The sequence below is a fragment of the Streptomyces sp. SudanB25_2051 genome (assembly GCF_964272635.1).
Taxonomy (GTDB): domain Bacteria; phylum Actinomycetota; class Actinomycetes; order Streptomycetales; family Streptomycetaceae; genus Streptomyces.
This window is the reverse complement of record NZ_OZ186787.1, coordinates 1,847,366-1,867,855: the sequence shown is the minus strand read 5'-3', so window position 1 is coordinate 1,867,855 and position 20,490 is coordinate 1,847,366. Positions and strand designations below refer to the sequence as shown.

18 protein-coding genes and 3 tRNA genes are annotated in these 20,490 nt (G+C 75.2%); 8 read left to right on the top strand and 13 right to left on the bottom strand.

Annotated elements, in window-relative coordinates; translation table 11 throughout:
- Positions 1–19 precede the first annotated feature (19 nt).
- The gene (locus ACSUPT_RS08300) at positions 20–1,459 is read right to left on the bottom strand and encodes a xylulokinase (protein WP_436943918.1); all 1,440 of its coding nucleotides are present in this window, start codon (positions 1,457–1,459) and stop codon (positions 20–22) included.
- A 70-nt stretch (positions 1,460–1,529) separates the two neighbouring features.
- Positions 1,530–1,829, bottom strand: coding sequence for a YtxH domain-containing protein (locus ACSUPT_RS08295; protein WP_436943916.1), 300 nt, complete (start codon positions 1,827–1,829; stop codon positions 1,530–1,532).
- Positions 1,830–2,010: 181 nt separating this feature from the next.
- Between ACSUPT_RS08295 and ACSUPT_RS08290 the strand changes: the two genes are divergently transcribed.
- The 3 genes from ACSUPT_RS08290 (at position 2,011) to ACSUPT_RS08280 (ending at position 2,458) form a co-directional block, all read left to right on the top strand.
- A tRNA-Asn gene (locus ACSUPT_RS08290) sits at positions 2,011–2,083 on the top strand.
- A 5-nt stretch (positions 2,084–2,088) separates the two neighbouring features.
- Positions 2,089–2,161, top strand: a tRNA-Asn gene (locus ACSUPT_RS08285).
- Between the two features lie 220 nt (positions 2,162–2,381).
- A tRNA-Ile gene (locus ACSUPT_RS08280) sits at positions 2,382–2,458 on the top strand.
- A gap of 358 nt (positions 2,459–2,816) precedes the next feature.
- On the opposite strand, the gene ACSUPT_RS08275 is transcribed toward ACSUPT_RS08280, so the two are convergent.
- Complete coding sequence (locus ACSUPT_RS08275) at positions 2,817–4,199, bottom strand: NACHT domain-containing protein (RefSeq protein WP_351967556.1); 1,383 nt, start codon at positions 4,197–4,199, stop codon at positions 2,817–2,819.
- A gap of 380 nt (positions 4,200–4,579) precedes the next feature.
- On the opposite strand from ACSUPT_RS08275, the gene ACSUPT_RS08270 reads away from it, so the two are divergent.
- On the top strand, positions 4,580–4,783 hold the full coding sequence (locus ACSUPT_RS08270; RefSeq protein ID WP_351967557.1) for a hypothetical protein: 204 nt from the start codon (positions 4,580–4,582) through the stop codon (positions 4,781–4,783).
- A 9-nt stretch (positions 4,784–4,792) separates the two neighbouring features.
- Here the strand turns inward: ACSUPT_RS08270 and ACSUPT_RS08265 are convergent, their stop codons facing one another.
- The 6 genes from ACSUPT_RS08265 to ACSUPT_RS08240 all read right to left on the bottom strand — a co-directional run bounded on the left by ACSUPT_RS08265 (position 4,793) and on the right by ACSUPT_RS08240 (position 11,611).
- Positions 4,793–6,259, bottom strand: a complete 1,467-nt coding sequence (locus ACSUPT_RS08265) for an MFS transporter (protein ID WP_404142804.1) — start codon at positions 6,257–6,259, stop codon at positions 4,793–4,795.
- Positions 6,260–6,378: 119 nt separating this feature from the next.
- A complete protein-coding gene (locus ACSUPT_RS08260) occupies positions 6,379–6,948 on the bottom strand; it encodes a GNAT family N-acetyltransferase (RefSeq protein ID WP_399217172.1) in 570 nt (189 codons plus the stop codon).
- The gene (locus tag ACSUPT_RS08255; RefSeq protein WP_436943913.1) at positions 6,908–7,846 is read right to left on the bottom strand and encodes a homoserine O-acetyltransferase/O-succinyltransferase family protein; all 939 of its coding nucleotides are present in this window, start codon (positions 7,844–7,846) and stop codon (positions 6,908–6,910) included. The genes ACSUPT_RS08260 and ACSUPT_RS08255 overlap by 41 nt, the downstream gene beginning before the upstream one ends.
- Positions 7,843–9,048: an O-succinylhomoserine sulfhydrylase gene (locus ACSUPT_RS08250; RefSeq protein WP_436943911.1), complete on the bottom strand. Its 1,206-nt coding sequence runs from the start codon at positions 9,046–9,048 to the stop codon at positions 7,843–7,845. The genes ACSUPT_RS08255 and ACSUPT_RS08250 overlap by 4 nt, the downstream gene beginning before the upstream one ends.
- A 23-nt stretch (positions 9,049–9,071) precedes the next feature.
- Complete coding sequence (locus ACSUPT_RS08245; protein WP_351967562.1) at positions 9,072–9,788, bottom strand: TenA family transcriptional regulator; 717 nt, start codon at positions 9,786–9,788, stop codon at positions 9,072–9,074.
- Between the two features lie 296 nt (positions 9,789–10,084).
- Positions 10,085–11,611 carry a hypothetical protein gene (locus ACSUPT_RS08240; RefSeq protein ID WP_436943910.1) on the bottom strand — a complete coding sequence of 509 codons (1,527 nt, stop codon included), beginning with the start codon at positions 11,609–11,611 and terminating at the stop codon, positions 10,085–10,087.
- A gap of 262 nt (positions 11,612–11,873) precedes the next feature.
- Between ACSUPT_RS08240 and istB the strand changes: the two genes are divergently transcribed.
- A complete protein-coding gene (gene istB / locus ACSUPT_RS08235; protein WP_436943908.1) occupies positions 11,874–13,436 on the top strand; it encodes an IS21-like element helper ATPase IstB in 1,563 nt (520 codons plus the stop codon).
- A gap of 74 nt (positions 13,437–13,510) precedes the next feature.
- Here istB and ACSUPT_RS08230 read toward each other — a convergent pair whose 3' ends face one another.
- Entirely contained in the window at positions 13,511–13,924 is a 414-nt protein-coding gene (locus ACSUPT_RS08230) for an organic hydroperoxide resistance protein (RefSeq protein WP_351967565.1), read from the bottom strand.
- A gap of 106 nt (positions 13,925–14,030) precedes the next feature.
- Here ACSUPT_RS08230 and ACSUPT_RS08225 point away from each other — a divergent pair, with 106 nt between their 5' ends.
- Positions 14,031–14,531: a MarR family winged helix-turn-helix transcriptional regulator gene (locus ACSUPT_RS08225; protein WP_351967566.1), complete on the top strand. Its 501-nt coding sequence runs from the start codon at positions 14,031–14,033 to the stop codon at positions 14,529–14,531.
- Positions 14,532–14,676: 145 nt separating this feature from the next.
- Here ACSUPT_RS08225 and ACSUPT_RS08220 read toward each other — a convergent pair whose 3' ends face one another.
- From ACSUPT_RS08220 to ACSUPT_RS08210, 3 genes are all read right to left on the bottom strand, one after another.
- Positions 14,677–16,050 carry a carboxyl transferase domain-containing protein gene (locus ACSUPT_RS08220; protein WP_436943906.1) on the bottom strand — a complete coding sequence of 458 codons (1,374 nt, stop codon included), beginning with the start codon at positions 16,048–16,050 and terminating at the stop codon, positions 14,677–14,679.
- Positions 16,043–17,491, bottom strand: a complete 1,449-nt coding sequence (locus ACSUPT_RS08215; RefSeq protein ID WP_361659836.1) for an acyl-CoA synthetase — start codon at positions 17,489–17,491, stop codon at positions 16,043–16,045. The genes ACSUPT_RS08220 and ACSUPT_RS08215 overlap by 8 nt, the downstream gene beginning before the upstream one ends.
- Before the next feature lie 313 nt (positions 17,492–17,804).
- The gene (locus ACSUPT_RS08210; RefSeq protein ID WP_351967569.1) at positions 17,805–18,848 is read right to left on the bottom strand and encodes a rod shape-determining protein; all 1,044 of its coding nucleotides are present in this window, start codon (positions 18,846–18,848) and stop codon (positions 17,805–17,807) included.
- A 222-nt stretch (positions 18,849–19,070) separates the two neighbouring features.
- Here ACSUPT_RS08210 and ACSUPT_RS08205 point away from each other — a divergent pair, with 222 nt between their 5' ends.
- Together ACSUPT_RS08205 and ACSUPT_RS08200 are read left to right on the top strand one after the other, a co-directional pair.
- Positions 19,071–19,319: an SCO4226 family nickel-binding protein gene (locus ACSUPT_RS08205; RefSeq protein ID WP_351967570.1), complete on the top strand. Its 249-nt coding sequence runs from the start codon at positions 19,071–19,073 to the stop codon at positions 19,317–19,319.
- Positions 19,320–19,540: 221 nt separating this feature from the next.
- The gene (locus ACSUPT_RS08200) at positions 19,541–20,368 is read left to right on the top strand and encodes an SCO2400 family protein (RefSeq protein WP_436943903.1); all 828 of its coding nucleotides are present in this window, start codon (positions 19,541–19,543) and stop codon (positions 20,366–20,368) included.
- The last annotated feature ends 122 nt before the right edge of the window (positions 20,369–20,490 follow it).

Here is a 20,490-nt window from a genome sequence, read left to right as displayed (position 1 = left end):
CATCCGCCACATCCGGCGCCTATGCGCCGAATGCCCCCGGATGCAGCTGGTCCCGCGTCGCCCCGTACTGCTGGCGCACCGCCTGGCCCACCGCCAACTCCTCACCCGGCTCGAACACCTGAGCAGCGGCCCCCCGCCACGCCGGCGGTGCCTGCGGGGTGAGCGTCCCGTGCGCGACACCCAGTGCCCACGCCGCCTGCCGCGCCGCGCCCAGCGCCGTGTAGTCCGCCGGCTGCGGTACGACGACCTGCGCGCCGAAGATCGCGGGCGCCACCGCCTGCACCGCGGGCAGCTCCGCCGCCGCGCCCAGCAGGAACACCCGGTGCACCGCCACCCCGCGCCGCCGCAGCACGTCCATCGCGTCGGCCAGCGCGCACAGCATGCCCTCGAACGCCGCCCGCGCCAGGTGCTCCGGCTTCATCGACTCGCGCCGCAGCCCGCTCAGCGTGCCCGCCGTGTGCGGAAGCGGCGGCGTCCGCTCGCCCTCCAGATACGGCAGCAGCACCAGACCCGAGGCGCCCGGCGTCGACTTCAGCGCCAGCGCCGACAGCTCCTCCAGGCTCTCCACGCCCAGCATCTCCGCCGTGCCGCGCAGCGCCCGCACCGCGTTCGACGTGTGGACCACCGGCAGATGCGTGCCCGCCGCGTCGGCGAACGACGTGATCATGCCCTGCGGGTCGGCGAGCGCCTCGTGGTGCACCGCCATCACCGACCCGGACGCCCCCAGCGAGACGACCGCGTCGCCGAAGCCGAGGCCGAGACCCAGCGCGGCGGCCATCGTCTCGCCGGTGCCCGCCGAGATCAGCAGCCCCTCCGGGGTCACCCCCGCGGCCTCCGCGGGACCCAGCACCTCCGGCAGCGCCGCCCGGTGGCCGAGCGCCAGCTCCACCAGGTCCGGCCGGTACTGCCCCGTCGCCGCCGACCAGTAGCCCGTACCCGAGGCGCCGCCCCGGTCCGTCGTGCGGCGCGCGGGACGGCCCAGCAGCTGCCACACCAGCCAGTCCTGCGGCTGCAGCACGGCGGCGATCCGCCGCGCGGCGTCCGGCTCGGTGCGCGCCAGCCAGCGCAGCTTGGCGACCGGCTGCGCCGCCTGCGGGACGCACCCGACGGCCTCCGCCCACGCCTGCCGACCGCCCAGCGCCTCCACCAGGTCCGCGGCGGCGACCTGCGCCCGCTTGTCGTTGCCGACCAGCGCGGGCCGCACGGTGCCGCCCTGCTGGTCGAGCGGGACGAGGCCGTGCGCCTGCGCGCACACGCCGATGGCCTGCACGCCCTCCAGCAGCCCGCCCGTGGCGGCCTCCCCGAGCGACAGCAGCCACGCCTGCGGATCGACCTCCGCGGCCTTCGGCTCGACGGGGTGGGCGGCGTACCCCTGGCGCAGAACGGCGCCCGTGTCCGTGTCGCAGACGACGATGCGCGTGAAACCCGACGAACTGTCCAACCCGGCGACTATCCCCATGAAGGAGATTCTGCCGTACTCCGCCCGCGGCACAGGGGCCTCGCGGACGGAGTACGGCAGGCGGCCGGCGTCAGGTGTTGGTGGTGCCCCAGTCGTCCTCGGCACCCTGGCCGCGGCCCCGCAGCGAGCGCACCCGCTCCGTGACCGTCTCCGGCATCCGGTCCCCGACCTTCTCGCTCACCACGTGGTACGCCCGCCCGGCCACCTGCCGGCCGGTCTCAGCCGCCGACTCGGCCGCGTTGCGCACCGCGGGATTGGCCGAAAGCTGCCGCGCCGACCTCCGCAGCTGCTCGTACCGCTCGCGCCCGGCCCGGGTTCCCAGGACGTACCCGACGGCCACTCCAACGACGAACGTGAGCTTGTACCGCATGGCTGTCACCCTTCTCCGTAGGCGTCGGTGCCCGCCGCCTGCCCGCAGGGGCGGAGGTCACACCCGGGGCGGAGCGATACCGATTGGCGGAGCACCCCCCAGCTTGCGCTAATGTATGTGTCGCAGCGAGCGAGCGCCGCCCGGGAGACCCCAGGTGGGTACGTTCGGTGCAACGCAGCAATCCCCTGTAGCTCAATTGGCAGAGCAGCCGGCTGTTAACCGGCAGGTTACTGGTTCGAGTCCAGTCGGGGGAGCGCGATCCCCTGTAGCTCAATTGGCAGAGCATTCGGCTGTTAACCGGAGGGTTGCTGGTTCGAGTCCAGCCGGGGGAGCAGAGCCGAGAGAGGGCCCCGACGGGGCCCTCTCTCGCGTTTCCGGCGCTCCGCGGCGGTCTGCCGCCCTGGTCCGGGGGACTTTGCCCGCTGATCCGGAACCGTCCGGCCCCCGAGGCCGTCCTCCAGTGCGTGCGTAGCCGACCATCCGGAGCAGGAGATCGTATGAGCGGCTATGCTGCGGCAGACGGCGCGCACAAATGTGCGCGACGCGCCGCACGGGGCGGTAGCTCAGCCGGTTAGAGCAGCGGACTCATAATCCGTCGGCCGTGGGTTCGAGTCCCACCCGCCCCACCACGACACGGTGCAGGTTCACCCGTTTGACCTGCAACAACAGGTAGGCCCCCTCTGTAGAGGGGGCCTTACTCGTACCCTCAAGATCGTTAGCTCGCCCGATGCTCGCCCGAGGTGCCGGGCGGGTGTCCCGGCGCGTCCGGTCGGCGGTTCCGCCGGTCCGGTGGGTGGCCGTCACGAGCCGGGAGAGGTGGCCCCGGCGTCCCTCCCAGTGTGTGGAGCCCCGTTCGGGGCCCCGCGCCGCGACACGCCCGCGTCACCCTCATGCCGCACCCCGCCCCGGTGTCCCGGCGCCTCCGCCCCGGTGCCGCCGTCCGTGCGTGGTCTCCGGCGCAGCGGTCCCGCCGTGCCGGGCGGTGCGTCAGTTGCCCACCGTCTCCGCGCTGCACACCGGCTGGCGGTGCAGGCGGGCCAGGGCCTCCTGGACGCGGCTGACCGGTTCGTCGAGGCGCAGCCGCACCCGGGCGTACGCGTGGACGAGGCGCCCCATCCCGTACAGGCCGGAGCCCAGCTCCTCCACCAGGCCCGCCCCGACCAGCTCCGCCAGCAGCGCCCGCGCCTCCTCCGGCCGCGTGCCGGCCAGGCGCGCGGCGGCGTCCGTGTCGGCGCGCGCGGCGGGCTGCAGGGTCAGCAGCCGCAGCAGCCGGCGCGCCTCGCGGGACACCCGGCGCTCGGACGCCGCGAGGGACGGGCCCAGGCCGCCGCGCAGCACCAGTGAGGCGACGACGTGCTCGTGGTAGTCGGCCAGCGGCCAGTCCGGGTGGTCGGCTATGTGGCGGCCCACCAGCGCCAGCCCCTGCGGCAGATGGCCGACCGCCTCCGCGATGAGCCGCGCCGCGAGCGGGTCGGCGTCGATCCGGTCGGCGCCCGCCACGCCCCGCAGCAGGCGCAGCGAGTCCACCGGGTCGCAGACCGGCACCCGCACCCGGCCGCCGAGGTCCGGGCCGGCCAGGAAGCGCCGCGTCGTGACCAGCGTGTGGCCGGCCCGCGGGCCCGGCAGCAGCGGCCGCACCTGCGCGGCGTCGTACGCGTCGTCGAGCAGCAGCAGGGCGCCCGAACCGGCCAGGAGGCGGCGCAGCAGGACGGAGCGGCCGTCGGTGGAGGACGGGACGCGGGCCGGGGGCGCGCCCAGGGCCCGCAGCAGGTGCCCGAGCACGGTGAACGGGCGCGCCGGGGCGGCCTGCGGGTGCGTGCCGTGCAGGTCGACGACGAGGACGGGGCCGTCCGTGCCGCGGGCGGCGGCCAGGCGGCGGGCCAGCGCGTGCGCCAGGGTCGTCTTCCCGGCGCCCGCCGGGCCCTGCAGGACGACCGTGCGCCCGTTGCCGGAGAGGTCCGCGAGGCGCAGCGCCTCGGCCAGGGCGGCGCCGTGGACGAGCGGTCCGTCGGGCGGCGGCGGGATCCGGTCGGTGACCCGGACGCCGGGGCCCGACGCCTCCTCGCCCAGGGCGTGGTGCAGGGCGCGGCTCCACGCGGCGACCACCGCGCGGTCGTCGTTCGCGAGGACCCGCACCACCGCGAGGAGAAGATCGGAATTGGGTCGGCGGCGTCCTGTCTGAAAACAGTTGCCCACGGTCGAACGGGCGGGCAGTTCGCTTCTCGGGCGGCCCGCGCGGCGCCAGTCGCGGTGAACGCGCCGCGTGATCTCCGTGATGGACGGATTGCCCGCTCTCATCTTCAGTGCGCGCAGCTGAAGGACGAACTCGTCCAGCGTGTGAATTCCGTCGATTTCCGACGTGTGCGGCACGCGGCCCGCTCCCTCCCCCGAAGTGTCAAGGCCGGTGGGTGATGCGCTGGTGGGCGTCACCGTACCGCACGGTCTGCCGTCGCCGTCAACGGTGTTCCCGCATGATGAGAAGGGTTTCGGGACACCGCGGCGCCTGGGCGGCGCGGTCGGCAGGGTCGGTTGGGGGAGGGGCCGGGTTCCCGCGGTCTCCGATATTTTTCGAAGCTTTTATATGCCCTTCGTGTGCCCTCCCGTTCTGCGGGGATGTCTTTGTCCGCCGGTTGTATACGAAGCGGTGCGCGCGGGCCGGGAATTCGGCCGGTGATGTTCCGTTCGCGGTTCCGGCGCGCCTACTATCGCGGCACCGGGAATTGCCCGGCCGCGTACTGCGAGGGGGAGAGATGGCGGGTTCCCGTTGGGCACCGCCGCGGCAGCTGCTCGGTTTCGTCGCGCTGCTCGTGCTGCTGTTCTTCTGGGCGTACTACGTCGGTGTGCTCGCCGGCCGGGTCGCGCCCGGCATCGGCCCCGGCGGGGTGGAGACCGGCGTCGAGCGCGGCGACCGGCCCGCCCGCGAGTCGGAGGGCGGGCACGGCCACGGCATCTGACCGGCCGGGTCAGCGATCGGCGGCGGCCTCCGGGGCCGCGCCGTCCTTGGCGCCGCCGGACGCCGCGCCGCCGGACGCCGCGCCGCCGGACGCCCCGGCCCCGGACGCTCCGGGAGCCGGCGTCCCGTCGCCGCCCGCGCCCGTCCCCGCCGCGCGCAGCGCCTTCGGCAGCCACACCGCGACGATCACGGTGGACACCAGGGCGATGACCGCCGAGCCGACCACCACCGGGTCGTACGACTGGAGCGTGTCGTAGCTGATGCCGCCGCCCTCGCTGGCGACGAACGCGCCGATCTGGTGGATGAACCACATCAGACCCAGCGCCAGGCCCTTCGCCCGCGCGTCCAGCGAGTTGATCAGGTACATGGAGCTGGCGACCACCGTGCCCAGGTACGTGATGCCGAACAGCAGGCCGAAGACGTTCGCGGCCAGCGCGGTCGGCGCCGCCATCAGCACCACCAGCGACAGCGACCGCACCAGATAGCTGCCGGCCAGCACCTTCAGCCCGTGGCCCCGGTCGCAGTAGTAGCCGGCGATCAGCGCGCCCACGATCTCCGCGGCGCCCAGCAGCGCCACCGTCGTACCGGCCACCGAACCGCCGAGCCCGATGTGGTCCAGGTGGGCGACCAGGTGGACGTCGACGAAGGCCATGGTGACCCCGCAGCCGAAGAAGGCGAGGCTGACCGTCCAGAAGACGCGGGAGCCCAGCACCTCCGACAGCATGCCCGCGCTGGACTTCCGCGCGGGCGCCGCACCGCCCCCGCCCGCGGCGGCGGACGGCTCCTTCGGCAGGATCAGCAGCGCCGCCACCGTGACGACCAGCAGGATCACGCCCAGCCACTGGAACACCGACCGCCACACGGTGCCCTCGTCCAGGTGGATCCACAGCGGCAGCAGCGCCACGAAGCCGACCGCCGTGCCGTTCATGAGGATGGCGTAGGTGACACCGCGCCGGTGCGGCGGGAACAGCTCGTCCACCAGGACGCCGAGGGGCACGTACGACACCGCCGTGTACGAGATGGCCAGACCCACCCCGTACACCAGCGTGAACACCGCGAACGAGTGGGTGAGGCCGCCCGCGAGGAACAGCACGCCGCCCAGCACGAGACCGCCGGCGAGGGACTTGCGCGCCCCGAACCGGTCGGCGACGAATCCCATCACGGGCGACGCGATGGCGTACGTCAGCATGAACGCCGACGGCGCGATCGCGAACGTGCCGCGCGAGACGTCGAAGTCCTCCGTCATGGAGACGTAGAACGCGGTGACCGTGTTCTTGATCGACGAGGACAGCAGCGCGATGACGAAGCCCAGCGAGACGGCCACCAGCAGCAGGGTCCGCCCGTGCCGGGACACCCCCGGGCCCCCGGACGCCTCCGGGGCCGGGGAGCCGGCCGATTCGGGCGGGACGGGCGCTTCGGGGGCACGCGTGGGGGTCTTCTGGTCACGCGTGGGGGTCTCTTCCTCGAAGGGCGGCATGTCTCTCCCTGCCTGTGTCATGGCCGGCGCGTCCCGGGCTCCGGTGGGTCAGTGCGTGTACGCGTTCAGTAGAAGGGCGCCGGGCCGCTGCTGCCAGGGGACGTTCACCTGATGGACGATCAGCCGGCGGGCGGCGCGCCGGCCCGCGCGCGCGTCCGCTCGGCCGCGGCCGCCGCCAGCTCCCGCACCCCGTGCCGCATGTAGTGGCCGCGGTACGACACGCCGTCCACCCGCGCGTAGTCGTCGAGGACGCCGTACGAGGTGAACCCGAACCGCGACCACACGCGATGCGCCTTCGACCCCTCCCGCACGTCGATGGTGAGCGTCTCCACGCCGGCGTCGGCGGCCTTGGCGCAGACCTGCTCGACCAGCTGGTACACGGCGGACGTGCCGCGCACCCGCGGGTCGAGGTAGGCCTTCATCACCTCGGCCAGGTGCCGGCAGTTCGGCATGGAGTTGGTCTTCATCACGCACATGGCGGCGACGCCCTCCGCGTCCTCGCCGATCAGCAGATGCCCGCCGCCACCGGAGACGAGCTGCTCCACCCCGGTGACGAACCCCTCCAGCTGCGCGTCCGACGGGGTCTCGGCGTAGCCCAGGATGCCGTCGTCCGCGGCGCTCGCCGCCAGCATCCGGGCGAGGTCCTTCTCAACGGCCCGCACGTCGTCGGGCCAGTGCCAGGTCAGCACGGTTCTTCGCACTCCGCTTCGTCGAATCGTCGAGGGCCGTCAGCCAGTTGGCGAACAGGGCCCGTGAGTCGGCCAGCCAGGCGTCGTCCACCCCGTCGGCGGCGGCCCGGTCGGGGAAGCTCTCCATCAGGCCGGGGTCGCGCTGCTCGCGGAGCTTCTCCGCGAACGCGAGGAGCGCCTCGCGCGCGTCCGCCGTCAGACAGCCCTGCGGCGGGTCCGGCAGGTGCCCGGCCTCCCCGGCGGCGTACCGGCGCAGGTCCCGCCGGTACTCGCTGAGCAGGGTCTCCCGCAGGTACTCGGGGTGCCCCTGGCTGAAGACGTGCCGCAGCCCGTCCTCGCCGGTCGCCAGGGCCCAGGCCTCGTCGTCGGTCTCCAGCGCGACGGCCACCCCCGCCTCCCGCAGCAGCCCGGCCGGCATGGCGTTCCACCGAGAGTGCGGTACGAGCACCCGGTCGCCGAGCCCGGCGGTGAGCGGTCCTCCGCCGTGCACGCGGTGGGCGAACACGCCGTGCCGCTTGTGCGGCAGGCGGCTGCGCTCCAGCCCGTGCAGCAGGTGCAGGGCGGCGTGCGCCGACTGGCAGGAGTACACCGTCGACACGACCCGGTCGGCCGTGGCGGTGAGGATCCGGTCCACCACCGCCAGGGCCGGCTCCGCCGCGACGGCCGGGTGGCGCGGCTCCCCGCCGGTCACGATCAGCCCGTCGAGGTCCGGCAGCTCGTCCCAGGCGATGCCGCACTCCGCCACCGGCAGCGACAGGTCGGCGCCGTACGCCGCGATCTCCACGGACAGTCCGAGCCGGTCGGCCGCGCCCTCCACGGCGGACGCGAACATGTACCGGGCCCAGCTGTCCGGGGCGGGCGAGAAGAGGTCGGCGATCCCGATCCGCAGCGGGCTCACCGGGCCCCGCTCCCGGCCGCGCGCAGCGCCTGGTCGAGGTCGTGCTTCAGGTCCTCCACGTCCTCCAGGCCCACCGACAGCCGCAGCAGGTTCTGCCCGATCCCCGCCCGCTCCAGCTCGGCCGGCGACATCCGCCCGTGGGTGGTGGACGCCGGGTGGGTGATCATGGACTTGGTGTCGCCGATGTTGGTGGTGACCGAGATCAGCGACAGGGCGTCGATCACCGCCCACGCCTCCCGCCGCCCGCCGCGCACGGTGAAGCCGAGCAGTCCGCCGTGCCCGGACTGCTGGGACTCGGCCAGTTCCCGCTGCGGGTGTTTGGCGAGGCCGGTGTAGTACACCTCCTCCACCGCCGGGTGCGCGGCGAGCCACTCGGCGAGCAGCGTGGCGTTGCGCGAGTGCTCCCGCATCCGGATGGGCAGCGTCTCCAGCGACTTCAGGAACACCCAGGAGTTGAAGGCGCTCGGGCTGGGGCCGGCGGTCCGCAGCACCTCCGACACCGCCCTGAGGAGGTCCGCCCGGCCGGCGACGACACCGCCCCCGCACCGCCCCTGGCCGTCGATGTACTTGGCCGCGGAGTGGACGACGAGGTCCGCGCCGAGCGCCAGCGGGTTCTGGAGCACCGGTGTGCACAGGGTGTTGTCCACGACCAGCAGCACGTCCCGCTCCCTGGCGAGGGCGGACAGCGCGCGCAGATCGGCGACGTGCATCATCGGGTTGGTGGGGGTCTCCAGGACGAACATCACCGTCTCGTCGCGGACCGCGTCCCGCCACTGGTCGAGGTCACGGACGTCCGCGACGCTCACGGACACCCCGAACTTCTCCATGTACGCGCGGAAGAACCGGGGCGTCGTGCCGAACATCCCGTCGCCCAGCACCACATGGTCCCCGGCCGCGAGGAGGCCCAGCGCCACCGCCGTGTACGCCGCCATCCCCGAGCCGAGCGCGACGGCCCCCTCCGCGCCCTCCATGGCGGCGATCCGCTCCTCGAAGGCGGCCGTGGTCGGGTTGCTGAACCGGACGTAGACGTTCCCGGGCCGGCGCCCGGCGAACTTCTCGGCGGCGTCCTCCGCGTCGGCGAACACATAGCTCGCCGTCAGGGCGAGCCCCTCGCTGTGGAGGTCCGAGAGGTCCTGGTACTGCCCCGTCCGCACCGCGCGCGTGTCGGGTGCGTACGGCCGGGACGGCTGTTTCACGGTCACTGGTGCTCCTCCGTCGTCCGCGGTCAGAGCCGGCCGGCCTTGTACTCCTGGTAGATGCCCTCGTACATGTTGTAGAAGAGGTCGCAGGTGTGGGAGACCGCGTACAGCGCCTCCTCCTGCATCCGGTCCGTGACGCAGATGTCGGCGACCAGGTCCAGGCCGTGCCGGACGTGGTGGACGTCCTCGGCCTGGTGCACCGAGAAGAACAGCAGGTCCTCGTCCTTCAGGCCGTACACCCGCTTGAAGATGCTGTCGCGGGCCTCGGCGCCGCGGGTCTCCAGGTTCTGGCCCTCGCTGGCGATCATCACCGCGGCGGCGCCTATGTGGTACGTCTCCGGGTTCTTGCACGCCTTCATCCGGTAGTCGATCAGCTCCTGCGTGTTCGGCAGGGCCGTCTCGGCGTCGCGGGTGGCGTCGTCCACGCCGATGGCGCGGATGAAGTCCTGCATCAGCTCGACGTGGTTCTTCGTCTTGGAGATGCGGCCGGTCTCCTCCTCGTAGAGGTTGAACAGCAGACGCCGCTTGTGCTTGCCCTCCTTCGGGCAGAAGTAGAAGAGCGTCTCGATGTAGTCGAGGAAGTGCTTCGTCAGCTGGTAGCCCTGCAGCGCCACCTTCTGCAGCGTGTGCAGGTCCGGCTTCTCCGCGTCGAAGAGGATGTCGAACATCGGGTGGTTCAGCGTCAGCTTCTCGTGGAGCGTGCGCTCCAGCTGGTCGCGGAACTCGTCACGGTCGGTCGGCATGTCCGCACTCCTGGGTCGGGGGTCTCGGGCCGCTCCCCAGCATCGACGGCGGGAAGCGGCCCGTCCGACTTCGTGGACGAACCTGGACGCCGTCCGCCTGCGGTCTACGCCGCCGGGGCGACCCGTGGCCCCGGAGCCCCCGCGGCCTCGCGGCCCCGGAGCCCTGCGGCCTCGATCGGCGCGGGGCCGCGATCGGCGCGCGGGCGGGATCGCCGCGGGGCAGCTGGCCGGTGCGGGCAGCGGCCGGGTGGCTGTGCGGGAGCCCGCCCGGCCGCTGCCCGCGGCACCCCGGCCGGCTATCCGCGGTCCGGGTCGAGGATGTGGGCCAGCGCCCGCCGGACGCTCGGCTCGGACCCGGACGCGAAGCACAGCGGCTGCCGCTCGCGCACGAGCCAGTCGAGCAGACGGCCGGCCCCGTCGTCCGCCCCGCCGTCCCCGCCGTCGGAAGGACCGGCCGCCGCCGGCTCGCTCCCGTCCGGTACGACCCCTTCGCCGCCGTCCGGTACGAGCAGGACCGGCGCCGATTCCGGGGCCTGCACGAGCGTCTCCGCCACGGACGCGAAGACGACCGGGCCCTCGGCCGGCACCCGCGCCACCACGTGCTGGGACAGCAGTCCGCCGCCCCGCACCCCGAGGGTCAGCAGCGCGGGCACGTCGGGCCGGTCCCGCTTCTCGTGCACGGTCAGCCGCACCGTGTGCGGGCCCCCCGACAGCGCGCCCGGCGCGCCCCGGTCGGCCCGCGCGATCGCCGTGTACCGGGCGGCCGAGGCGCGCCCCACCGCCACGGCGAACGCGACGGCGTCGTCCAGCATGTCCATCCGGCCGCCGAAGACCTCCGCCCAGCGCTCGCGCAGCGCGGGCGACACCGCGCAGGTGACCGCCGCGCGGGTCAGCAGCGGCGTACGGTCGTCCGGCGACTCGGCGAGCCAGCGCGCGACGTGCGGCGCCATCTCCACCCCGTGGGTCGCCTCGCCCGCGGCGGCCATCGGCAGGACCCGCGGCCAGTCCACGTTGAACAGCATGACCGGCATCTGCGCGTCAACGTCCGCGTCGGTCAGCGCCGCCAGCTGCTCGCGCACCCGCGCCTCGTGCGCCTCCTGCTCGGCGGGGTCGGCGCGCTTGGCGTCGGCGAAGTCCCGGAAGTCGACGGCGCCGGGGCCGCCCAGCGCGTCGGCGATGCGGCACCGCTGCCGGTCGTACTCCAGCAGCAGCTCCGGCTCGGCGAAGAGCGCCGCCGCGAACCGGTTGCCGCCCGAGTACACCGTCATGCCGAACCGCTCGTCCCCGGACAGCTCCCGTGCGGCGAGGACCAGCGCGACCAGCCGCCCCACCGCGTACACCTCCGCGAGGTCCGCCCAGCGCCCGGCCGTCTTCAGACCGCCGACGTCCCGCTTGGGCTGGCCCCAGGCCAGTTCGAAGCGCGGCGGCTCGGCGGCCGACAGCGCCCCGGCGACGTGCCGCTGGAGCGCGAGGCCGTCCACACGCTCGGCGTTGGCGCTCGTCGCCCCGTCGCGGAACAGCTCCGCGACCAGCGCGGCGCGCCGCTGCGCCGGCTCGTCCAGCCGCTCGTACGGGGCCGTGGCCCCCGGCCCGTCGAGCGCGCCGCGCGCCCGCCGGACCAGCGCCCGCGCCTGCCGCCTGACGCCGTCGCGCCAGCGCGGCAGCAGCTCCTCCCGCAGCTGACGCTCCGTCAGTAAGCAGGCGGGCTCGGGAGACTGGGGTCGCAGGGGTACGGCGTCGGGGCTGTCCGTCAGCAGCGCGGGCAGTCCGCTGCCGCTCACGATCCGGCCGGGCCGGTAGGGCGGCGTCGTGGTCGTCGTCATGTCCAGGCCTCCAGCAGTCGGTCAGTCGCCGCCGAGCGTAACGGCCCCCGTGCCGGGGGCCGCCGGGATCCGGGCGCGGCGGGACCTTCGGCCCTCGCGCTCTGTCCTACTGGATGTCTATTCATCCCCACGGGTGGAGGAAGTTCAGATTTTCTGGCGTTTCGCACAAGAATGGCGGTCGCCTCATTCTCACCCCCCTCACCACTTCGCCTCGCCCGCTCGCCCCGCGCGAGCCGCCGCAGGAGATGCAGGAAAGCAGGAGATGCAGGAGATGCCGGTGCCCCGTCTCGACCCGCCGTCCCCGTCCCACGCCCCCTCCACCCCTTCCGAGCCTTCCGCCCCTTCCGGCGCGGGCCGTCCCGGCGGTGCGGCCCGCGCCGCCGGGTCGCCCATGACGACGCTCGGGTACGCGCTGTTCGCCACCCGCTGGCTCCAGGCCCCGCTGTACTTCGGGCTGGTGGCCGCGCAGGGCGTGTACGTCTACAAGTTCTTCAGCGAACTGTGGAAGCTGGTCGCCCATGTCATCAGCGGCCAGGTGGACGAGACCCACGTCATGCTGGCGGTGCTCAAGCTGGTGGACGTGGTGATGATCGCCAATCTGCTGATCATGGTGATCATCGGCGGCTACGAGACGTTCGTGTCGCGCATCGGCCTCCAGGGCCACCGCGACCAGCCGGAGTGGCTGTCGCACGTCAACTCCAACGTCCTGAAGGTGAAGCTGGCGACCGCGATCGTCGGCATCTCGTCGGTCCACCTGCTCCAGATGTTCGTGGACGTGCACCACACGCCCGAGCACGACCTGCTGTGGGGCACGGTGATCCACATGGCGTTCATCGGCTCGGCGCTGATCCTGGCGTACATGTCCGGCCCGATGAACGCCCACGAGCACGGCACCAAGGCCCACACGAAGGGCGGCGACCCGGCCCCGCACCCGGGTGCCCCGGAGCCCGGAGCCAGGCCGTCCGGGGACGACCGGGGCCGCAGCGGCGGCGACGCGGAACCGTACGGCGACGGCGGGGACCGGTACGGCGGTCACGGGGATCCGGGCGCCGGCCGCGAGGGCCGGTGCGGAGGTCCGGACCGCGCCCGCGGCCACGGCGGTGACGACGCGTCGGATGAGGCGGCGCCGACGCTGGTCCTGCCCCGGCCCGCGGTACCGGAGCGGGGGGTGCCGGAGCAGCGGGCGAACGGGTACGGCGGCGCCGGGCAGGCGGCTTCCGGGACGGAGGCGCGGATCGCCGCGGCCGGTTTCCCCGCGCGCAAGGAGCTGGAGGCGTTCGACGCCACACGCCTGCGCGCCCCCGACCCGCTGGTCCTCGACCGGCTCGGCCGGCTGGACTTCGTCGCCCGCCGCGAGAACGTGGTGTTCCTCGGCGGCCCCGGCACCGGCAAGACGCATCTGGCGGTCGCGCTCGGGGTGCGGGCCTGCGAGGCCGGGCGCCGGGTCCTGTTCGCCCCCGCGCCGGAGTGGGGCGCCCGGCTGCGGCGCGCCAAGGAGGCGGGGCGGCTCGCCGACGAGCTGGCCGCGCTCGACGCGTACGCGCTGCTGGTCGTGGACGAGCTGGGGTACGTACCGTTCGACCCGGAGTCCGCGAACCTCTTCTTCCAGCTGGTCGCGCACCGCTACGAGCGGGCCTCGCTGATCGTCACCAGCGACCGGCCCTTCGGGCGCTGGGCGGAGGTGTTCGGCGACGCCGGAATCGCCTCGGCCACCGTCGACCGGCTCGTCCACCACGCGGAGGTCGTCACGCTGGAGGGCGAGAGCTACCGGGCGCGCGGCCTGGCGGGCGCGGCCGTCGGAGGGTGGCCCGGACTGGACGGGTGACGCCCCGTGCGCGCGAGGGCCCCGGACCTGGACGGTCCGGGGCCCTTCGGCCGTCTACGGCGTGCCGGGACGGGTCACTCGGCGACGATCCGCACGTCGATGTTGCCGCGCGTGGCCTTGGAGTACGGGCAGTACGCGTGGGTCTTCTCCAGCAGCTCGCGGCCGGCCTCGCCCTGGAGGTGGTCCGGCAGCTCCACGCGCATCACCACGGCGAGGCCGAAGCCGCCGTCGGTGTCCTTGCCGATGCTCACCTCGGCGGTCACGGAGGCGTCCTTGACGTCGATCTTCTCCTGGCGGCCGATCGCGCCCATGGCGCTGGCGAAGCAGGCGGCGTAACCGGCGGCGAACAGCTGCTCCGGGTTGGTGCCCTGCCCGTTGCCGCCCAGGGCCTTGGGGAAGCCGAGCGGCAGGTCTATCTGGCCGTCGGAGCTGACGGCGCGGCCCTCGCGGCCGTTGGCGGTGGCGACGGCGGTGTACAGGGCGTCCATGGGGGTCCCGTCCTCTCGGTGGTGTGGGGTGCGCGGTGTCCGCCCGTCTTTTGTAGCAAGCAATTCAATTGCGCACAACTTAATTGGGTGGCGGTAGCCTGGTGGCATGCACCACACCGACCCGGCCGGAGGCGTACGGGACGAGGACTTCCTCCGCCTCGACCACCAGATCTGCTTCTCGCTGCACGCCGCGACCCGCGCCTTCAACGGCGTCTACCGCGTCGCCCTCAAGGAGCTGGGGCTCACCTACCCGCAGTACCTGGTGATGCTGGTGCTGTGGGAGCACGGCGAACTGCCGGTCAAGCGCATCGGCGCGCACCTGCGCCTCGACTCCGGGACGCTCTCGCCGCTGCTGAAGCGGCTGGAGGCGGCCGGGTACGTGGAGCGCCGCCGCAGCCCGCAGGACGAGCGGTCCGTCACCGTGCGGCCCACCGAGTCGGGCGCGGCCCTGCGGGAGCGGGCGCTGGGCGTGCCGCGCCGGATGGCGGAGGTGACGGGGATGAGCCTGGAGGAGATCCGCGACCTGCGCACCCGCCTCCGGGACCTCGCCGCCGCCCTGGACGAGGCGGCACTGGCCCTGGAGGCCCCGGAGGACGGCGCGCGGTAGACCGGGGCGCGCCGAGCCGGCGGGGGCGTCGCGCGGCGGGGCGGTACGCGGCCGGGCGGTACGCGGTCGGCGTCAGGCGGCGGGCGCGCTCAAGGCCTCGCGCGGCGGGGCGTCGGGCGCCTGTGCCGCCGCCCCGCCCGGGGCGTCACACGATGCCGCGTACGATGCCCAGCTCCACCAGGTCCTGGGGCCGCAGCCGCAGTTGCCCGGCCGTGCGGGGCGCCTCCTCGGGCGGGCGCTTCAGTATCGCGGCGGCCAACTCCGGGGCGATGACCGAGAAGTAGCTGTCGCGCGTCGCCCAGGTGTTGCCCGGCGCCGCGAGGGCCAGCGCGCCGCCCGAGCCGCCCTCCCCGACGAGCAGCGTCGTCACCGGGACCCGCGCCCCGGCGACCGCCGCGAACACCTCCGCGATGGCCGCGCCCGCGCCGGAGCGCTCCGCCTCCGCGTCGTTCGCCGCACCCGGCGTGTCCACCAGGGTCAGCACCGGCAGGCCCAGCCGGTCCGCGAGCCGGAGGGCCCGCGCCGCCGTGCGGTACCCGGCCGGGCGGGTCGCCGTACCGCACTGCGCCGCGAACACGACGCCGTGCCCGTCGCGCAGGCCCACCCCGCACAGCATGCCGGGGTCCGTGCCGCCGCACCGGTCGCCGGTCAGGGGCAGCCGCGCGTCGAAGTACGCCTCCAGATACGCCTCCGCCCGCGGCCGCGCCGCGTCCCGGGCCCGCAGCACCGCCTCCCACCCGCTCTCCGGCAGTTCCCCGCCGCCCCCCGGCAGGACGGGCGGGGGCACCGTGCCGGGCGCGGGCCGGGTCAGGCCGGTCAGCCACCGCCCCAGTACGGCCCGCAGCTCGTCCGGCGGGACCACCGCGTCCACGTGCCCCGCGGCGAGCTGCCCCTCCGCCGTGTACGCGGCGGGGTCGGCGTCCGCGGGCCGCACCCGTGCCCCGGCGAAACCGATCTGCGCGCCCGGCAGCGCCAGCACCACGTCCGCGCCCGCGCCGACCGTCGCCCAGCCGCCGCCGGTCGCCGGGTCCCGCAGCACCGACACATGCGGCAGCCCGGCCTCCCGCAGCAGCACCGTCTCGCGGGCCACCCGCTGCAGCTGCGTCAGCGCGACCATGCCCTCCTGCATCCGGCTCCCGCCGGTCGCCACCAGCGACACCAGCGGCATGCGCCGCTCCCGCGCCAGCCGGTACGCCGCGCACAGGCGGTCGCCGGTCCGTCCGCCCAGCGAGCCGCCGAGGAAGCCGAACTCGAACGCCAGCAGCGCGCACCGCACCCCGGCCACCTCGGCCTCGCCGAACACGACCGACTCGCTCTCGCCGGTCCGCTCCGCCGCCCTGGCGCGCGCCGCCCCGTAGCCCTCCCACGCCAGCGGCCCGTCCGGCCCGGCGGCCCCGTCCGGCCCGGCGCCCCCGTCCGGGTCGCGCGGTTCCGGGGGCGGCGGGGCGTGCTCCGTGAACGCGTCGGCCACCAGCGCGATCGCCGCGCGGGCCGTCATCCGGGACGCCGTCTCAGACATGCAGGGCCCGCTTCATGACCTTGCCCATGTCGTTGCGGGGCAGCGCCTCCAGGTACCGCACGGCGCGCGGCCGCTTGTGCGGCGCCAGCTGCGCCGCCACATGGTCGGCGAGTTCGCCGGGCGGCGGGGGAGCGGCCGGGTCCGCCGGGACGATCCACGCCACGACCCGCTCGCCGAGGTCCGGGTCCGGCTCGCCCGTCACGGCCGCCTCGCGGACGGCGGGGTGGGCCAGCAGGACGTTCTCCACCTCACCGGCGCCGATCTTGAAGCCGCCGCTCTTGATGAGGTCCGTGGCCCGCCGCCCGACGAGCCGCAGCGAACCGTCGGGGTCCCGCACGGCCATGTCGCCAGTCCTGAACCACTCCCCGTCGAACGCGGCGGCCGTCGCCTCGGGCCGGTTCAGATAGCCGCTGAACAGGTTCGGGCCGCGCACCTGCACCTCGCCCATGGTCTCCCCGTCGTACGCGGTGACCGGCGTCCCGTCGTCCCGCACCAGCCGCAGGGCGACGCCGGGCAGCGGGGTGCCGACGGAGCCGGGGCGCGCCGGGGCCGCGTCGACGCGGACGCTCGTGTTCATGAGCGTCTCCGTCATGCCGTACCGCTCGATCACCCGCCGCCCGGTCGCGGCGGTGATCCGCTCGTGGTCGGGCAGCGGCAGCGCGGCGGAGCCCGAGACCAGCAGCCGGGCGCCCGCGAGCGCCTTGACCAGGGCGTCGTCCGTGCCGAGCGCCTCCGCCACGCGGTGGTACATGGTCGGCACGCCGAACAGCATCGTCCCGCCGTCCGCGAGCTCCCGCGCGACGCCCTCGGTGGTGAACCGCCCCAGGTGCCGGACGCTGCCGCCGCGGCGGAGCGGCCCGAGGACGCCGAGGACCAGCCCGTGGACGTGGAACAGCGGCAGGGCGTGCACCAGGACGTCGTCGGCGGTCCACGCCCAGGCGTCGGCGAGCGCGTCGAGGCTGGCGGCGAGGGCCCTGCGGGGCAGCACGGCGCCCTTCGGCGGGCCGGTCGTGCCGGACGTGTAGACGATCAGGGCGGGCGCCTCGGCGTCCGGTTCGGCGGGCAGCGGCCCGTCCTCGCCCGCGGCCGGCGTGACGTCGGCGCGCGGCAGCCCGGCGAGCGGGGCGGGCAGGTCGTCGCCGGGGGCGGCGAGCACCAGGGCGGGGGCGCTGTCGGTGAGGATGTGGGTCAGCTCCCGCTCGCCGGTGCGCGGATTGAGCGGCACGGCGGGAACCCCGGCGAGCAGCGCGGCGACCACGGCGACGGCGGTCTCGGCGGACGGCGTCGCCCACACCGCGACCCGCCCGGCGCCGGTGAGGCGGGGCACCAGGGCCGCGGCGGCGGCGCGGAGTTCGCCGTACGTCAGGGCGCGTCCGCCGAACCGCAGGGCCGGGCGGTGGCCGTCCGGGGCGGCGGTGAGCGCCGGAAAGAGGGAACTCACGGGTCGTCCTCCTCGCATCGCTGCACGGGCTGTACCGCCATGGTCGCAGCCGGCACCGACGACACCGCCGCCGGTACCGGCCACGTCCCGCCCGCGCCCGCACACGGGCGGCCCCCGGCGGCCGGTCCCGCCGCCGGCCGCCCGCCCGCACCCGTCCCGTACGGCCGCTCAGCGGGTGCCCGCCAGCGGGCAGCCGCTCAGCGGGCGCCCACCAGCGGGCAGCCGGTCAACGGGCGACCACCAGCGGGCAGCCGCTCAGCGGACGTCCACCAGCGGGCGGCCGGTCAACGAGCGCCCGCCAGCGGGCAGCCGGTCAGCGGGCGCCCGCCAGCGGGTCCAGCGTCAGCGGCTCGACCCGGCCCTCCAGCATCTCGCCCAGGCCGAGGACCGCGCACACGTCCGGACGCTCGGCGATCTGCACCGGCATCCCCGTCGAGTCGCGCAGCATCTGGTCCAGGCCCGGCAGCCGCGCGCTGCCGCCGACCATCGTGATGCCCCGCTCGGCGAGGTCCGCCACCAGGTCGGGCGGGCAGTCGCGCAGCACCCGCCCGATGCCGTCCAGGACGGCGGTGAGCGGGGTGTGGATCGCGTGGCGCACGGCCGCGGTCTCCACGACGACGGACCGCGCGAGGCCCGTCGCCACGTCACGCCCGTGGATCTCCGTGGAGGCCGGGCCCTGCGCGGTCAGGCCGTTGCCGTGCAGGGCCAGGTGCAGCGGCCGCACGGACTGGCTGGGCAGCATCAGCTGGTGCTGGTGGCGCAGGTACTGGATGACCGCGTGGTCGATGGCGTGGCCGCCCACGGGGATGCGCTCGGCCGTGACGATCGAACCCAGCGACAACACGGCCACCTGCGTGGTGGCCGCCCCGCACACCAGGATCATCGTCGCGGTCGGCTCCGCCACGGGCAGCCCGCAGCCGACCGCCGCCGCGATCAGCGTGTCCACCAGCTCGACCCGCCGGGCGCCGAGGCCCACCAGTGTCTCCACCGTCGCGCGCTGGGCGAGCGGGTCGCAGTCGTGCGGGGTGCAGGCGGCGGCCCGCAGCAGCGGTCTGCGGCGCAGCTGGCGGCGCAGCCGCTCCCCGAGGAGGCTGCGGAGCATCCGCTGCGCCATGTCGATGTCGACGACGCTGCCGCCGGACACGGGCCGTACGACGCGGATGTAGCCGGGGGTGCGGCCGGTCATCCGCTCGGCGAACGCGCCGACCGCGATCAGCGCGCCCGTACGGGTGTTCACGGCGGCGACGCTCGGCTCGTCCACGACGAGCCCGGCCCCCTTCACGAAGACGCGGGTCCTGGCGGCCCCGAGGTCGACGGCGACGTGGCAGCGGCGGAGCTGCTCAAGGCTGACGGTCACGGCTGATCCTCCCGAGAGCGGTGTATGTCTGCATCGTCCGGCCGCCCCGTGCGCCGCGCGCGCTGAGCTGAGCCGGTCGGGCGTACGGACCTGACGGAGGGTCAGTCGCCGGCCCGTGGCGGACCGGGGCCGGCGGTCCGGTCCCGCGCGCCGTGCGGGGCGGCGGGGCGCACCATGGGGGGAGGGGGCTGCGGACCGGAACCGGACGGAGGTGCGGGCGCCATGGGTACGTACATGGATGTTCACCGCGGGTTCGAGGGCATCACCGGGGAGCAGCTGCGCGCTGCCCACCAGGCGGACCTCGACAACGAGAAGAAGGAGGGCGTGCACTTCGAGCGGGCCTGGGCCGACCCCGAGTCCGGCACGGTGTACTGCCTGTCCACGGGGCCGTCGAAGGAGGCCGTGCAGCGCGTCCACGAGATCGCCGGGCACAAGGCCGACGAGATCCACGAGCTGCGCATCGAGCTGTGAGCACGCGTGGGAGCGGGGCGGCTGCCGCTCGGAGGCGTACGTAGGCGGACAGGCGCACCTGAACGGGCACACCCGCACGTACACGTGTACGCATCCGCCCAGCCCCCCGCACATCCGGCGCCCGCCTGCCGGCAGGCGCTCCGGGGCGGGGGCGTTCCACACAAGATCCTCACATCGAGTCCCGGCCTCGGGGCGCGCGCGGCGCATACTCTGCGGGCGCCATGGATTACTGCCACGAGTGCCGGCGGCACCTCAACGGGGCGCTGGCCTGCGCCGGATGCGGCAGGCCCGCCGAGGAGCTGCGGCATGACGACCCGGGACCGCCCTCGGCGGACGCCGTCTTCGAGCTCGCCCGCGACGAGGAGCCGCCGCGTCCGGCGTCCCGCCGCGCCCAGCCCCCGGACGGGCGCGCGCCGGGCCGCGCCGGGGCGCGCCGTGCCGCGCGCGCGGCGGACGGACGCAGGGCCCGCCGGCGGCGCGGGCGCGCCCTGCTGCTGTCGGTGACCGGGCTGGTGCTGGTGGCGGGTGCCGTGAGCCTGGCCTCGCTGGCCCTGGAGGACCGCCCCGACGGCCCGGCCACGTCCGTACGCGAGGACGACCTCGCCCTGCCGGCGCCGCTGCCCGACCCGTCGCGCAGCACCTACGGCGCCGCGGACCCCGAGGAGATCCAGGCGACCCCTTCCGCGTCCGCCCCGTCGGGCGGCTTCTCCGCTCCCGGCGCGGCCGACGGCGGCGGTTCCTCCGCCACGCCCCGCTCCTCGGCGTCCGGCTCCGGCGGCGGACCCGGCGCGGGCCCCGGCTCCGGCTCCGGCGCGGACTCCGACGCGCCCGGCGGCGGTGGCGGGTCCGGCAAGGAGGAGCTGAAGAACCCGGTGGGCCACAAGCCGCCCGCGTCCGCGCCCGCGTCCCCCACGGCGGTGCCCCCGCCGCCCGCCGAGGACCCCGAGTCGCGCCCCACGGCGACGGCCACCCCGACCCCGTCCGCCACGGCGACCCCGGCACCCGAGCCGTCGGAGACGTGCACGCTGGTGCTGTGGTGGTGCTGGTGAGGGGCGCCGTTCCCGGCGGACCGGACGGCCACCGGCAGGCCCGGCGGCCGTAGCCCCGCCGGGCCGCGCGCCGCTCACGACCCTCCTACCGGGCCGCGCGCCGCTCACGGCCCTCCTACCGG